Annotated in this window: 16 protein-coding genes; 3 read left to right on the top strand and 13 right to left on the bottom strand. The window is 59.1% G+C overall.

Going from position 1 to position 15,078, the window contains the following annotated elements; all coding sequences use genetic code 11:
* The 13 genes from Q0Z71_RS10685 to Q0Z71_RS10745 form a co-directional block, all read right to left on the bottom strand.
* On the bottom strand, nucleotides 1–202 hold a 202-nt coding region (locus Q0Z71_RS10685; protein ID WP_298022190.1), incomplete at its 3' end, for a hypothetical protein.
* Between the two features lie 636 nt (nucleotides 203–838).
* Nucleotides 839–2,782 carry a hypothetical protein gene (locus Q0Z71_RS10690; RefSeq protein ID WP_298022193.1) on the bottom strand — a complete coding sequence of 648 codons (1,944 nt, stop codon included), beginning with the start codon at nucleotides 2,780–2,782 and terminating at the stop codon, nucleotides 839–841.
* 192 nt (nucleotides 2,783–2,974) lie between these two features.
* Nucleotides 2,975–4,843, bottom strand: a complete 1,869-nt coding sequence (locus Q0Z71_RS10695; RefSeq protein ID WP_298022196.1) for a hypothetical protein — start codon at nucleotides 4,841–4,843, stop codon at nucleotides 2,975–2,977.
* A gap of 116 nt (nucleotides 4,844–4,959) precedes the next feature.
* The gene (locus tag Q0Z71_RS10700) at nucleotides 4,960–5,619 is read right to left on the bottom strand and encodes a hypothetical protein (protein WP_298022199.1); all 660 of its coding nucleotides are present in this window, start codon (nucleotides 5,617–5,619) and stop codon (nucleotides 4,960–4,962) included.
* Between the two features lie 425 nt (nucleotides 5,620–6,044).
* Nucleotides 6,045–7,055, bottom strand: a complete 1,011-nt coding sequence (locus Q0Z71_RS10705) for a hypothetical protein (protein WP_298022201.1) — start codon at nucleotides 7,053–7,055, stop codon at nucleotides 6,045–6,047.
* Between the two features lie 38 nt (nucleotides 7,056–7,093).
* Entirely contained in the window at nucleotides 7,094–7,471 is a 378-nt protein-coding gene (locus tag Q0Z71_RS10710; protein WP_298022204.1) for a hypothetical protein, read from the bottom strand.
* Nucleotides 7,472–7,487: 16 nt separating this feature from the next.
* Nucleotides 7,488–8,396 (bottom strand): hypothetical protein, encoded by a 909-nt coding sequence (locus tag Q0Z71_RS10715; protein ID WP_298022207.1) that lies wholly within the window; start codon nucleotides 8,394–8,396, stop codon nucleotides 7,488–7,490.
* Nucleotides 8,397–8,493: 97 nt separating this feature from the next.
* Nucleotides 8,494–8,649 (bottom strand): hypothetical protein, encoded by a 156-nt coding sequence (locus Q0Z71_RS10720; RefSeq protein WP_298022210.1) that lies wholly within the window; start codon nucleotides 8,647–8,649, stop codon nucleotides 8,494–8,496.
* Nucleotides 8,650–8,860: 211 nt separating this feature from the next.
* A complete protein-coding gene (locus tag Q0Z71_RS10725) occupies nucleotides 8,861–9,019 on the bottom strand; it encodes a hypothetical protein (RefSeq protein WP_298022213.1) in 159 nt (52 codons plus the stop codon).
* Nucleotides 9,016–11,172, bottom strand: a complete 2,157-nt coding sequence (locus Q0Z71_RS10730) for a hypothetical protein (protein ID WP_298022216.1) — start codon at nucleotides 11,170–11,172, stop codon at nucleotides 9,016–9,018. Before Q0Z71_RS10730 ends, Q0Z71_RS10725 begins: the two co-directional genes overlap by 4 nt.
* An 18-nt stretch (nucleotides 11,173–11,190) precedes the next feature.
* The gene (locus tag Q0Z71_RS10735) at nucleotides 11,191–11,667 is read right to left on the bottom strand and encodes a terminase small subunit (protein ID WP_298022219.1); all 477 of its coding nucleotides are present in this window, start codon (nucleotides 11,665–11,667) and stop codon (nucleotides 11,191–11,193) included.
* Between the two features lie 178 nt (nucleotides 11,668–11,845).
* Nucleotides 11,846–12,109: a hypothetical protein gene (locus Q0Z71_RS10740; protein ID WP_298022222.1), complete on the bottom strand. Its 264-nt coding sequence runs from the start codon at nucleotides 12,107–12,109 to the stop codon at nucleotides 11,846–11,848.
* Nucleotides 12,099–12,905 (bottom strand): hypothetical protein, encoded by an 807-nt coding sequence (locus Q0Z71_RS10745; protein WP_298022225.1) that lies wholly within the window; start codon nucleotides 12,903–12,905, stop codon nucleotides 12,099–12,101. Before Q0Z71_RS10745 ends, Q0Z71_RS10740 begins: the two co-directional genes overlap by 11 nt.
* A gap of 656 nt (nucleotides 12,906–13,561) precedes the next feature.
* Between Q0Z71_RS10745 and Q0Z71_RS10750 the strand changes: the two genes are divergently transcribed.
* From Q0Z71_RS10750 to Q0Z71_RS10760, 3 genes are all read left to right on the top strand, one after another.
* Entirely contained in the window at nucleotides 13,562–13,810 is a 249-nt protein-coding gene (locus Q0Z71_RS10750; RefSeq protein WP_298022230.1) for a toxin HicA, read from the top strand.
* 28 nt (nucleotides 13,811–13,838) lie between these two features.
* On the top strand, nucleotides 13,839–14,192 hold the full coding sequence (locus Q0Z71_RS10755) for a toxin-antitoxin system HicB family antitoxin (RefSeq protein WP_298022232.1): 354 nt from the start codon (nucleotides 13,839–13,841) through the stop codon (nucleotides 14,190–14,192).
* A 146-nt stretch (nucleotides 14,193–14,338) separates the two neighbouring features.
* Complete coding sequence (locus Q0Z71_RS10760) at nucleotides 14,339–15,058, top strand: hypothetical protein (protein ID WP_298022235.1); 720 nt, start codon at nucleotides 14,339–14,341, stop codon at nucleotides 15,056–15,058.
* Nucleotides 15,059–15,078: the final 20 nt, after the last annotated feature.

Here is a 15,078-nt window from a genome sequence, read left to right on the forward strand (position 1 = left end):
GGCGATTTTCGTCCGGCCGAAATTGGCTGTTTTCTCCCGGCAGAAAATGGCTAATTTCTCCCGACTCTAACAATGCAAAGGCAATAAAATTATATTGGGCATCTTTAGAGTTACACTGGGCTTTGTAACTGGCATAGGGGGCGGTGCCATAATAGATCTCCGTGTACCAGCTGAGTGTCCTTCCGCGAATCGTAAACTTCAAGCCTCCTTTATCTGCGTCTGTGCTTCCAGGTTGTCCCATCCAAATGAGACCGTCGATACCGGCAAATTTTGAATTATCTTTTGTGTTGATTACGATCACTAATTCAGGCGAAAAATCGAACGATTAGCCTATCGCAAAGTATCGATATCGAACACCCTTTAAATTATTCTGGCAGTTGGCCCCGTATTTCCATGTATAGCTAGGTGCAGTATACCAGTAAATGGTCTTTCCAATTATTTTGGCGTATTTGGTTGAGGTAGCTCCAAAGCCAATATTTTCTTGATATTCGGCTGTCAGTCTATCAACCGCTAATATTTCCTGATTGAGTGTAACTAAGGACTCCTCGGCCGAAATATTCTGCTGATCGATAAATGCCATTATCTTAGGCACAAAATCGAACCTTTAGCCGATGGATAGAAAACTGTATACCTCGTCCAAATCATTAAATTGAGCGCCCCCATTTGATGTGGTATACCAAGTTATGGTTTTATCCCATGATGTGACTTTACAGGTGGAGTTGCCTTGCCCTGATTCTGTGCGGATTATAAATCCACTTTCCCTTATGCCAATTCCAGTTGCTTCACGCATATATCCGACACCCTGGATTATTACCAAGGCAGGTGAAAAATCGAACCTTTAGCCAATAGAAATCCAAAAATACATAGTTGACGCTAAATTTAATTGTCCCATCTTCTCGTATGATCCTTTTGAAACATACCATGCAAGTTGCCTAGATTCAGGAAGGTATTTACTATAAAGATATTCACCGCTGATAGCTGATCCTTCATAGAATAAATCATATCCTGCAGCTTTAAAATCAGGCAGAAGTGCCGCTGGAAAAAATAATGCAAATGATCGTGAACTACCAAAGCCCCTAGTGCCATCCCGGATTGCTGTTATAGCTACGATCTGCGGCACAAAATCGAACGTTAAACTGCACGGATTTGACGCCCCATAGGTGCCCGTTCCCACATAGCTGCCGGTCTGGATCTTGCACCCGCCCAGGGCTGCCGCCAGCTCCTCCAGGCTTGCCTTCCCGGTGCCGCCCCGGGCTTCGGCGAGGATCCCGCTGACGATATCGCTCGCGTCATGGGTATGTTTCTTTGCCGCTGCGCCGATGGCCGCCAGCACCTGGGCGGAGGTCTTTTCCACCAGTGCGCCGGTGCCATTGCCCACCAGAAAGTTTCCGGCAGTCACGCTGCCCTTTCCGGTGCCGCCTCTGGGCACGCCAAAGACCCCGCTGCTAATCCTGTCGGCGGGCAGATTCGGGATACGGTCCGCCGCAAAAGTGCCTGAATCGATATCCCCCGCCGCGTGTTTGTGGCTCGCTTCCGCCGCGCCGATCTGCTTCGCCGTCACCTCATGGGGATTATTCTTGTCCGCCATGTGCTCCGGCGTCTTTGCCAGCGCCGTGTTAAAGGCCGTCTCCGTGCCGGTGTATCCCCCCTCCACCGCTGTGGTGAAGGCGCTCTTGCCGTCCTGGCCGGACACACCGGCGGGACCCTGTGGACCCTCCGGGCCGATAACGCCCTGGGGGCCCTGCACGCCCTGGGCGCCGTCCTGGCCGGGGATGCCCTGGACGCCCTGAAGGCCCTGGGGCCCCTGCTCACCCTGGGGGCCTGCCGGTCCCTGGGGGCCGGCGGGGCCTTGCAGCTTGCCGCAGCTCACCCAGTCCTGATGATTTTCAGACCAGATGTAGCACTCGCCATCCTCCTCCACCATGTACATCCTGTCGTTGCCGGTGGGCAGCGCCTTCCGCAGCGCCGCCAGCGTGGTGTAGGTATCCTCAATGAACAGGCTCCTGCCATCCCTGCCGTCGGCTCCGGCGGGGCCTTGAGGGCCTGTGGGGCCCTGCTTTCCCGCCGCGCCCTGGATCCCCTGGGGACCGGCCACGCCCTGCTCTCCCTGCTCCCCCTTTGGCCCCTGGATGCCCTGGATGCCCTGGATACCTGCGGGCCCCCGCTCTCCCTGGGCGCCTTGGGCCCCCTGTACGCCCTGGGGTCCCTGGGGGCCACGGACGGATACGCTCTGGGGCGCGGAGGCCACATCCTGGACGTTGAAGGACATCACGCCGTTGGCGTCCACGTTGGGCACCACAGAGGGGCCGGTGAGGCCCCGTGGACCCGTCTCGCCGGTGTCGCCCTTGTCGCCTTTGTCTCCCTTCTCGCCCTTCTCACCCTGCACGCCGGTGACAACGGTCACGCCGTCCGCGTCCTCCACCGTGCCGTTGACAAACTGCATCCGGCTCCGCTGGGGCAGCGCGTTCCCGGCCGGGTCCAGCACCACATGGCCGCTGCTGCCGGTGGCCTGCCAGGCCTCCCCGTCCATGCTGGTCTCCAGCACCAGGTCCCGGTTCAGGCGGATGTACTTGAACCCCGCCCCCTCTGGGGCCAGGATCGCCTTTTCAACCCCCATGCCGTTCAGCTGGTCCACCAGCGAATTATAGGCCGTCACGACCACCTGCCGGATCAGCCGGTCAAACACAGCCTTGTTCTGCGCCGCTGTTCCGCTCAGGATATCCGGCGCCGCGCAGACGCCCTTTTCATTCATCTGCTGTTCTGTGATTTTTTCCAAAGCCATTCGCTCACTCCCTTACACTCGTCGTCGCAAAGTCCGCTTTATTCGCTTCCGGCTTTGCCAAAAGCTCATGCCGCTTCCTTGCTCCTCCTCTCCCCACGAAACAGGTTTCGCGGGGGCCCTATAATGGCAGGCCGCGCGGGGCCCCATAAATGCCAAAAGCTTCTTCACTCCTCTGGATTCGTGGACGGCTTTTTACCGTTTATAATTGCTGCCCGGTTCTTTCCAAACCAGGCCGAAAGCATAGAGGCCAAACGGCTCGTTCAGTTCCTTGTTTTGGAGCCGGAAGCGCACCTTGTCCACCTTCTTGATTTTGATCTTCCCATACAGCGTCCGGGGCGTCCGGTCCGCCGAAAACACGAATTTGGAAAAATCGATGTAATTCCAGTCCAGATACCGGGCCCGCTCCTTGGCGTCGAACACCTGGGACCAGATGCCCCGCTTCTGGGCGAAGATCTTCACGCCGGTCAGTACCGCTGCCGCCAGGCGGACCGCGATCCCGGTGAAGGTCTTGCTTTTGAAGAAGGCGTTACCGTCAAAATCGCTGGTCTCCCAGTAGGCGTCAATGGCCGCTCCGTCGTCGTTGTAGCTCTCCGGATCGTCCACATGGACGGCAAAGCGGCACAGCCTCCCATCCGCCGTGCCGAAGCACAGCGCGTCTCCATCCGTCCACAGTACCCGTGCCGGGATATTCGGCCAATAGTAGCACTCATACTGAAAGCTGCTGTATGGGCTGTTCTTCTCATAGGTCTTTTGCTGAAGGTCCAGCAGATACAGCGTCCCGGACAGCGACAGCACGTAGAAGTCCCGGTAGATGATGCCCACGGCCTCGCGCTTCCCCACAGCCTCCTGAAGTGCGCTGCCGATGTAGTAGCTCCGCTCCTGACTGTATTTCTCTCCGGTCAGTTCCTCCGCCGTGATAGCGTATACGCCGCGCTCCGTCAGAAACAGCGGCTCCTTGCCGGACAGTGCGAAGGTGTCCCGCGCCACCGCGTTTTCTCCGATCAGGGTATTGCTGATCCGAAACAGCGCCTCTCCGTTGGCATCCAGGGCGCCGGTGCGGATCACCACGCTGCGCCCGTCGGTGGAACCGTCCAGAAACGCCGCCAGGGCGTTGTTCAAAATGGCATACCCCACCACCCGGCTCCCGTCCCGGCTGATTTTGGTATAAGCGGTATCCGGGAAGAAGGCGGGGTCCTCAAATCCGCTGTAATAGTCAAAACCGGGCTTGTCCGGATTCCCGGATAAAAACACCCGGTCCGCCGCACCGCCAACGCCGTAAACGGCAAATACTGTACAGTGGTCCACCTGATCCAGATAGCCCTCCCGTTCCTTGGAGGCCGTGATCTTCACATTGTCCTGCCCCCTGACAGGCGAGGCCCCCGGCGCGGTTTTAAAGGTCACGGTCCCTTTTTCCCGGTCCACGGTAAAATCCGTGTTCTCCTCTTTTTTCACCCAGGTGCCGTCGCTGTTCAGCACCTCCGCCGTCACAGCCTCCGGCCCCAGCTCCGTGGTAGTCAGCTGGTATACCGTGGCCTCCGCAGTCCCCAAAAAGCTCTCCGTCCACGCCCGGCTCAGCAGGTTCAGCGCCTCGTAGGCGGTCCCGCCGCCGGTTGGATTTCTGGAGATGATGATGGTGGGCACCTTGGCCGTTTCGGACACCGCCTTCAGTTCCGTTCCGTCGTATACCTGATACTTGGCCCCATCCAGCAGATACAGCTTCTTGTCGAACACAAACCCCCGGCTCCGGGCGTCCGCCATGGGACCGGCTTCCGTAAACCCGGCCGCCCCGTCCCACTTGTACAGTCTGCTGCCCGCATGGACCAGGATCTGGTCCCCCAGGCGGTGGACGCCGTTGACAGCCGCTCCGCCGGGAACTGCGGCAATGGTGCGGTACCCCATCCGCTTGCGGACCTTGCCCACCTGGTCCCGGACCATGTTGGGTGCCGCCGGAGACCGGGATATATCCACATTGGACGGACTGTTGTTCAGATCCACGCCCCGAAAGGTCTCAATGATCGTGGAATACTTCCGGGACTCGCTGGGAATGTCGAATTGCGCCACGTCCTCACAACCTCCATATCTTTCACTTCCGCTTTCAGCGAAAGCTCAATCATTGCGGTGCTCGTTCTTTTCGCCAGAAATCCGCTCCGCTGGTTTTTCCGGCGATCCTCCAGGCTCTACCACCATCCTGTCGTGTTTCTGGTCCGCCCGCAGCGGAACGCGCCGCCGGAGGCCGCATAAGACAGCTGGAGCTTCGCAAGCCCATCCTCGAACTCATTCCGGAACATGGTCGCCATGGCAAGCTCGTCCTCTTTATAAAGCTCCGCCGCGATATATAGCGGGATCAGGGCGGCTGCTTCAGGCGCCAGTTCGATCACCGTGTCATCCGGCGTACCGGCGTCGATGACCTGGGGATACGCCGCATACCAGATGGTATACGTCCCGGTGATGTTCCCCGGCAGAACCAATACATCGTCGCCCTCCAGATCCCAGTCATCCGCCTGGTCATAGACGCCTCCGCTGTCCAGCATCAGCCTCTGGGGCTCCAGGCACCGGAATCTGGGGCAGTATGCCGTCAGTTTGAGCTTATACCGCACCTCCGCCGCCGGCAGTGTTACCTTCTCCTCCGTCACCGCTTCCTCCGCGCCTGTCTCAATGGCGATCTGAAACTGCTTCAGGATGGGCCTGCCCACCGTTGCCAGCTGCTGCATCGCCTCATTGGCCTTGCCGGGCATGGCGTCGATATAGTCCTGATTGCTGTCGTCGGCGTTGATGTCAGCGCCCTCATTGGAAAACATCGTCTGCAAGGCGATCAGCTTACATTCCCGCCAGTTCATTGGGTTCCTCCCCTTTTTTGTAAATAAAATACCGCTCCCATCCACTTGACAATGCGGACGGGAGCGGTATAATAAACATAGAAAAGGGCGCTGCCGATAAGCGGTCAGCCCATTAGGTTTGAGTGCCTAAAAAAGGAACCGTCACCTGCCGGGGTGGCGGTTCCTGCTTTTTACGATGATCGTCACCGTGAAGGCTCCGATATGTAACGTAATCCGCATGAGCCTCACCCCCTTTCTCGTCGGGGCAAAGTCCGCTTGATTTTGTTTCCGCCTTTGGCGAAAACTCCATCCGCTTCCTTGCCCCTCCTCTTCCCACAAAACCTTGCGGTTTTGCGGGAACTCTTTGGGGGTGGCCGACCGCCTGCCGTTTTGGCAGCGCCTGTGTTTATTCTACACAGTGCGCCGCATTTTGTCAACGAATACCCTTACAGCGCCTCGCCGCCGGTCACGCCGCCAGCCGCCACGAACCGCCAATCGGCAAAACCCGCGCTGAACCGGCCGCGGCCCAACCAAAGGTTGTTGTCGTTGTTGTCATCTAGCACAGAACGGACCAACAGCTTCACACGGTCCTGAAAGATCGGGCCGTCGTTCTCCTGGATGTAATCGCTGTCCAGCAGGAACCAGGGCTTTTCCTGAATTTTCAGGTCCTCCAGCATCATGGTCAGATAGGGGTCCACCAGGATGTTCCACCGGCCGTACTGATAGTTGAAGGCATTGGTGTTGTCCATAGGGTTCTTGTCGGAACCCACAGCCTCAAAGGCCTTCTGCTTCATCACTGCATCGTTGGGGATCCAGATGGTTTTCGGGGCCACCGCCAGCAGCTCGCCATTGGCGCCTCTGATGTTCTGCATCCGGGTCTCCAGCTTGCCCAGGTTCTCCGCTGTCAGGTCGTCGCTGAAGAGATTGCACTGGTCTCCGCCCTTTACCTTGCAGGGGTGGTCCTTGGCAAACAGCGCCTTGTCGTCGGCGGAGGAACAGTCAAAGGTCTTTGCGCCGAACTTCACCTTTTTTCCCACCAGGCCGCCGGCATACATAGCCCGTGCGAACTTCTCACGGGTGCGGTCATAGCTGGTGATCAGCTTGTTGGCCCGCTTCTTCATGGTGCCCAGGCGGCCGTCCTCCACCAGCTCCTGGGTAACGCTGAACTTCTTCTTCCACGTCTCGTTGACGATGGTCTTCTGGAAATCCTCCTGGAAGCCGGTGCTGGGATAGTTGCCGCCCTCGCCCACAGCCTCGAAATCATCCATGCCCGTCTCGCCGCCGTACTGCTCCGCCCAATGCTTGGAGTTCTCCATGCGGAACAGCATTTTCAAAAGGCTTGCCTGCTCAAAGGCCTCGCCCTTCTTCTCCAGATAGCTCTTAATGGGAAACTGGCATTTGCCATACACAGAATCCACCAGGCCGGAGCCGATGGATACCGTCACATAACCGCTCATATCTTCCTCACTTTCTTCATATCCTCGGTTGCTTCATCTTAAAACCGCACCGTCACGGCGTCCCCCGCCGCGGTGCCTTCCAGGGCCGTCACGATGCCTGCGCCCTCGCCTGCCGTCACCTGCAAGCCGTCGGCGGACAGGCTCACCTTGCCGCCCACCGCCAGACCTGCCGCAGCGGCGGACAGCGTGGCCTCAAAGGTCATGTAGTCCTGGACCTTCACCGCGGGGACCTCCCCCTTTTCGTCTGCGGGACCGACGGCCACATAGTCGGGCCGTGCGGCGGCGCCGCACTTCGTGGCAGCTCCTGCGTCCAGGGCCAGGGCCTCCCCCAGCGTATACGTTTCACCCTCCTTGCCGGGAAGGTATTCAATGGGCGGGGTCAGTCCCACATCCATTTTCGACAGTTTCAAACCCATAGCCAAATCTCCTTTTTTATTTCAGATCTTTCAAAAACTTCCTGTATGCGGCGTCGATCTCCGCATCCGTGGCGTCCGGGAACATCTCCCGGTAGGCCGCCCGCTGTTCCGCAGGCACTTCTACCGCCTCCTGGCTGCCGCCCGCGCCCACCGGATCCAGGTGTTTCCGGCTCACCGCGCCGTTCAGGGCCGCCGCCTTGACCGCCGCCGCCTTGCGCTCGTCAATGGCCTTCCGGTTCGCCAGATAAAAGGCGTCCTCCAGGCCCACGCCCTTCTGCACCAGCTCGTTGAACCGTGCCGCCGTAGGCAGCGCCGCGATATCCTCCAGGCTCTTCACACTGGGGTCCATGGCGCTGATGTTTTTCAGAGACACCCGGATGGACTCCTCCGCCCGTGCGTTCACAGCCCGGGCTTTTTCCTGCATGGCGGCCATCTCCGCCCGCTGAAGCCTTTCCTGGATGGGGGCCAGCTCCTGGCTCACGATCCCCTTGATGGCGCCGGGATCGATCCCCGCCTTTTCCAGCTGCGCCGTCTGCCGGCGGCGGTCCCGCTCGCTCTGGTAGGCGCGGAAATCCGCCTCTGTCAGGATGGGCTTCCCTGTATAGGGGTCCGCCTGCCCAGCGAACAGGTCCGCGTAGATCTGATCTCTGCGGGCCTGCTCCGCCTCGGCCCGGGCCTGTTCCTCCCGGGCTCTCCTCGCCGCCGCCTGACGGTGCCGCTCCTCAGCCGGCATCTCCTGTCGGACCTGCCGGACGTCTGTCTCGCTGGCTTCCAGGCTCTCTTTCGCTTCCTGGGGGGCCTCCGCCCCCTCCTGAACGGGCTCCTGGGCCTCTGTCTCCCGGACGCTTTCAGAGCCCTCCTGCTGGCTCTCTGTGCCCTCAACGCCAAAGACCTCATTGATCTCCTGCTGGGTGATATCTTCCATGATGTATCGTCTCCTTTTCAGATTTTTCCGCGTTCTGTGCGATATGCCCCCTGTCGGGGGACTCTGCCGGTAAACCGGCTCACGTTGTCAGCGGCTTTTATTTGCCGCTCTTTTTGCCGCCGTTTCCGGTCCGCAGGTCATTGCCCGTGATCCGCACGGTGCCCTTGGTGCCGCCGCCGGTGCCAAAGGGTGCCTTAACGGCCTGGGTCCCGCTGTTCTTGATCTTTCCGGCATAACCGCCGTTCTTCTTCACAGCCGTTCCTCCTCTCTCTTCAAAACTAGGCTTTTTACTCCGCCCAAGAGCCAATTTCAGTTCCTCTCACGGACTCCGCCGGACAGGTGGTGCCCCACCTGTCACAGCAGGAGGAAAAACAGATGCCGCATCCACCGTATGGCGGACGGTGGATGGGATCAGGCAGCTGCCGCCGCATCTGCCCGGCGCAGTCCGTGAAAGTCCGGAGCGCTCACTCTGCGGTCTGCTCCGGCTCCTCTTCCGCCGCGTCGGATCTCTTTCGCAGCCGCTGGTCAAAGGCCCCGCACCGCTGATTGCGGCACACAAATTCCGGCCCTTCCTCCGTCACCTGATACACGATCATTTCCAATCCACATTCCGGGCATCTCACAGCATCATCGCCTCCTGTATGGTCCCGTCCGACGGGAAGTCCCCGCCGCCCATGTCCTCTGCCGGAGCGGATACCGCCCCCATGCCCGGTACGCCGCCGGCTGCGCCGCCCATGGCGTCCATCGTCCGCTGCGCCTCTCTCTGCTGCTCCAACTCCTCCTGGAGCTCCTTGTGGATGCTCTCTGCCATGGGATAGTGGAGCACCTCCATCTGGGCCCAAAACCGCACCAGCGTCGTCAACGCCGTGGGATCCCCCAGGGCGCCGCTCTCAAAGTTCATGCGGCACTCCTGCCACATGGCCTCCCGGTTGGCCGCCAGCGGCGCGGAGCTGTCACAGCTGAACAGGAAATCTGTGTTGTACTTCCAGGCCCCCGCCTCGTCCTGATACAGGAAATCGTGGCGGTCAAAGACCTTGTAGACCTTCTCCCCCCGCTCATTGTAGGAGATGACCGGCCGGGGCTCGTCGGCGTAGGCCAGCATGAACTTGAACAGCACCTCGAACAGATCCTGGAACAGGGCGTTTTTCATCACCCGTTTGCTCTCCAGGCGGCCGGCCGCCTGACTGGCGGCGAACTCCTTTGCCACCTTGCTGGTGGCGGTGGGGTCCCGCCGCCCCTGCAAGCTGTCCGTAATGCCGATGGTCTGCCTGGCCTCCTCATAGACCTCCTGGCCCCTCGCCATGTCCTGGCTGATATCCACCTGTGTGTTGTAGGACCGGATGCAGTTCAGCGCCGCCGGGTTCTCCACCTCCAGCACCCGGTTGTCCTGATCGGTCTGGAACCGTCCCATGCCCTTCGGCATCGTCACAAAGCTCCCGCCGCCCAGCACCTTCTCATTGACCTTGGTGCCGATCTTGTTCAGGGTGTTCTGCTGGTCCTCGATGGCGTCGATGTCGCTCCCGCCCAGGAAGCGCCCGCTGGCGCTGACGTTTTTCCGCAGCACCACCGGGAACACGCAGGGCTTGTAGAAGGGGATCCTGGTGGCCTCCATCACCGCTTCCTGCCGCACACTGTATACGCCCGCCACACCCGGCGGCTCCATGCCCGGCATCAGCGCCGTCCCGCCCATCAGCGGTTCCATCAGACTGGGGGCTTCCACATCCCGCATGACCACCTGTCCATACTCGTCTCTGGCCGGGCTCTCCGCTGGGATCGCCAGCCCCGACGCGGTCTCCAGATCGTCGGTCAGGGTCTCATCCTCCTGCAATTCCTCCCGAAAGCGGGTGCTGCCGCAGAAGCGGCACCTCACGCCGTCCCCCGGCACTCCGCATCCCCTGCACACCTGCACCCGCCGGGCCTGATAGTCCTCCAGGTCCTCCAGCACCACGTCGTTCACCCAGCGAAACCGCCCGATGCCGCCCCGCCGGTTCTTGTAATAGGCGGTCCGCAGCGTCACCAGCTCGTCGGCGGCGCTGACAGGCGCGTTCAATGCCCTGGCCTCCGGCTCCTCCTCGTTCTCGGCGGACACATCCACGCCGAACCGCTCCCGGATCTGCCGTTTCGTCTGGGCGTCCTCCACAAAGAGGTAATCCATATCCGCCACCTGGTAAACGCCGTCCTGGGGAATGATCTTCCGGGGATGCAGCAGCGTCACCTTCAGCGCCCCCATCCATCCCCGGCCGGCGGCCGAGCTGTCCCAATCCACCAGCAGGCCGTAGCCGCCCTGGGTGGGACTGATCCGCTCCGCCTCGTCATTGATCCGTTCCATGGGCAGCCGGTCCAGCAGATTCCGCAGCAAGTCCTCGATCAGCTTCGCCTGCTCCTCGTCCTCCTGCCGCACCGCCGTCACCTTTGGCTGGGGGATGTTGCTGTCCACCTGGGTCTCCACCAGCTCAAAGCACACGTTCCGCACATGGGAGGCCTGCTTCTTTGCCCGCTTGCCATCGGGAGTCACGATCTCATGACTGCCGTTCAGCAGCGCCTCCCGCCGCTTCATCCGTCCCTGTTCGGCGGTATAGGCGTCATTCGCCAGGCGAAATCGCTCTTTCCACATCGTCAGCGCAAAGTCCGCTCCTCTCGCCCCGGCCTTTCGGCCAGGTCTCGAACCGCTCCCTTGCGCTTCCTCTCCCCACGCGGCAGGCCGCGCGGGGGCCCCATAATGGCTGCTTTCGCGGGGGCCCCTGTCCAGTGTTTTTTCATCGTACCGTTTCGCCATAAATACCTCCATGTTCCGTCAAAACTCCCGGCCGCCACCGCCCATGACCATATCCTCCAGGCTTGGCCCGGCTCCGCCGCCCTCGTCCTTTCCCATCTCCGGCAGCATCTGCCGCAGCATATCCAGGGCCTTCAAAGCGCCCTTCACATCGAATTCCCACAGTCCGGCGAACACATATTCGTGCTTCTGGCTGTCCCAGATCCTCACCGGCCTCTGCTGGGTGCATCGCTCATACAGTTTCCATACCTCCGCCGCGATAGAGTGCTTTGTCACGCCGATGGCGTCAAACTGCTCCTGAAGCAATGCGTCCCGGTAGGCCCGGACCTCCGGCTTCCGCAGCAGGCGGCTGGCCTGACTGGCGGCGGACTTCTCGGAGTAGCCTGCCCGGACGGCCGCCTTGGTGCCGCACAGGTCCACCAGGTACTCCCGCACGAACGTCCGTTCCCTGGGCTTCAAAACCTCGCCCAGCTTCTCCGCCTCTGTCCTCTCCGCCACGCCGACACCTCCCCCGCCGCGCTCATTCTTGATCCATGCTAATAGCGTAGCACACAGAGGGCTTCAGTTATCGGGAACTTAAAAATGCCCCTGCGCCTTAGCGGCGCAAGGGCTTGACGGTCGCTTTAGTTTAAAAAAGTTGTTTGAACAAATTGTGAACATCGTAGGTATCATGCCCCTACCAGGCCTCAAAAAAGCGTTTTCGGGCATCATACAGCACAGATGCATCCACATGATGCCGTCCTGAAATGCTGGTGACGCTCTCCCAGGTACACACGACCTCCCACAGGGCGGCGGCATAGTCCCCGCCCTGCTCCCGGCACAGCCGCAGGATCTTCCGCTGGACATGTCCCGGCTGCTCCCGATAGGTCAGGCAGGTATAACGGATCAGCCCCTGCTTCTCCTCCGGCAGGGCGATCCCCCGCAGCTTCTTAAAGCCCACCAGAATCCCTCCTGTCGTCCAAAGCCAGCGCCATCTCCTTATGTCCGCCCACCTTCCGCCGGGGGTCCTTTGCCTTGGGTATGTACCGCACAAAATTCTGCCCCTTCTCTGGGTCATACCGGGTCCCCGGCAGCTCCACGGCCCCGGCCGGGACACGCAGCTGCCCGCCGCTGGTGACGATCTCCCGGGTGACCTTGGGCTTTTTCATGTTCCGGGAACAGGTCCATTTCTTCTCGTCCGCCACACCCCGGGCCTGGTTCACCAGGTAGGCCGCCAAGGGGTAATAGTCCTGTTGGTGCCGCAGAGGCTGCCAGTCCACGGTGCCAAGGCCCCAGATATCGTCCACCAGCTCCGCCCCGAAGTACAGCCGCTTATCCCGGATCTCAAAGCCCTCGCCGGTGATGATGATATGCACATGGGGCCGCACCAGCTCTCCTGTCTCCCCGTCGATCTCCGACGCGGCCAAAAACCACTTGCACACCAGCCCCAGTTTCTTCATGCGGTACACCAGCCGGTCGATGAACTTCCTCCCTGCCTTCCTGGCCCCCTCAAAACTCCCGCCCACAGTCTCCAGGCCCTCAGCGTCAAACTTGGCCGTCAGCCACAGGTCCCCCGGCGTCATGTTGCAGTTGATGGTCCGGGCCAGGGCCAGCTTGGCATACTCCCGGTTCCCCACCAGCTTCCGCTCGCTGCTGTTCCCCCGGACACGGCCCCCCCGCTTGGCCGGCCGCCGGGTGATCCTGGTTTTTCTCCGCTCCACCACATTGCCGCTAACGATCTTTGTCACCATATACATCGTCCTCACTTCCTCCATATCCCTCGTTCTCGTCTAAAGCCGAGAACTCACTCATTTCGGCGTTCGTCCTCTCCCCACCGGACCCCTCCAGAGGGCCTTCTCGCCGCTCTCGCGGCTTACCTTGTCCGCTACGCTGGGCTCCGGCAGGGGCCCCAAAAACATACCTTCCCAATCATGATCCTCTCTCCCCCGTGTATAAAAGCATAAGTTCCCACGCCCCCGCGCAGGAGTGCCCTTGACAAATCTTGCAAAGCGGTCTCACACTCTGCTTTCTACCCATGGCCGGAAGCCGCCGTTCCGCCCGCCCCGTCCCGGAAAATCTCTTTCAGCTCAAACATAGGCGTTTAAAGGTCCCGCAAAGAACGCACGCGCGCGTTCTTTAATATGTATACCCGCTTTTCAAAATTGCTCAGGCCCCGCCTGGGCAGTTTTCAAAAGCGAAACTTCCTCTTGACACCATATATGACACCATGGTATAATCCAGATATCGGGAAGAAATCAACATGATCAAACTTCATTTTTAAAATTCAAAACTTAACTTTCAAACATCTAACATTCAAATCTCAAAACTTATTTTTATTTCTCAACTTTTAACGCTTCCCGAATCACAAATCTTTTGATTTTTACTTATCTCTCACATGCAGGAGGAATAAAAAATGAGTAAGTGGGATAAACTTGTTACAGCCATTTTGGAAAAAAGCCCCAATCTCCGATTTGACGATCTATGTAAGGCCCTGGAAAGCATCGGCTACCAGCGTGAACAGCCCCGCGGAGACAGCAGTCACTATACATTCCGAAAATCCGGGTGTATGCCCATCACGCTCCCAAAGCAATCGCCCATGAACCGTGCGTATATCAAGTTGGTGGCGGAGGCTGTCCAGCAGTATTTGGAATCGGAGGAATGACGCGTCTGGCCGTTGGAGGCGGTTTGTTATGGAGAAGGATCTGCACTACTACATGTCTCTGCCCTACCGGGTGGAGGTGATCCCCGACGAGGAAGAGGGCGGCTATGCCTTTCACTGCCCGGAGCTTCCCGGCTGCATTACCTCCGCGAATACCGTGGAAGAGGGCTTTCGGATGCTCGAGGACGCGAAAAAAACCTGGTTCACCGCCTGCCTGGAGGACGGCATCCCCATCCTGGAGCCTGCCAGACTGGAGGATTTCAGCGGCCAGTTCAAGCTCCGTATTCCCAAAAGCCTCCACAAGCTGCTGGCCCAGCGTTCTGCTGACGAGGGGATCAGCATGAACCAGCTCTGTCTGTATCTCCTCAGCAAAGGCCTTTCCTGATGCGCCCTTTATCATGCGTTTGTGCCAGCCGGGTCTCCCCGGCTGGCTTTTCTATGTTCATTTCCTCCTGAAAACGCTCTTCTATTTACAATTTGAAAAATTTGGAATATATTGTTGCCAGCACAAATATTGAAAGGAGTCCCTGTATGCTTCAGTGGATCAAAAAACACGCGATTCTCCTGTGCATTCTGACTGCGCTTTTGTTTCCTGCTGTCGTAAATCTTTTCATGTACGTCCCGCTTCCCACGCAAAATGCGCTGAAAGCCCCTGATTGGCTGGACTTTTGGGGCAGCTACCTCGGCAGCTTTCTCGGCTGCATCCCCGCGCTTCTTGCTCTCCACGAAAGCCGGCGGCAAGGCAGGCAGCAGCACGAGGAATCCATGGAGGCCCGCCGCTGCTCCTTGATCCCGATCGTGGATCTGACGCTCTTTGACCTTCGGGAATACCCAGACGGCAAAGCGCGTTCAAAATATTCCGCCTACCTGAAGGAGATCGATGCCTCCTGTTCCACGGTCATCCCGGAGGAATTTACAAAAGACGCCTATGATATAAATCCGCACCGTTTCTTTGATTTTTATGTGAGGAACATCGGGCCTGGCCCTGCGCTTCAGGCAACAGTCTCTCTTCCCGACCGTCATGGAAAATACAGAGAACTATTTACAGGTGACGTCTCTCCCGCCCTGGATCTCCACTTGATTTTTGAAGCAATACCGGTGCCCCGAGACTTTAAAAGGACTCTTGACTTTGACATTGAATACTTAGATGTATTTCAAAACAGATATAAAAGCAAGCTGTCTGTCACAGTGGACGCTGAAGGGATCCTTACCTCTGACTGGACCACTCCCCAGCTTGTTGACAAGCAGTAACCGCTATAACCCACACCGCC

Origin of the sequence: uncultured Dysosmobacter sp. (assembly GCF_947631635.1) — a bacterium.
Classification (GTDB): domain Bacteria; phylum Bacillota; class Clostridia; order Oscillospirales; family Oscillospiraceae; genus Oscillibacter.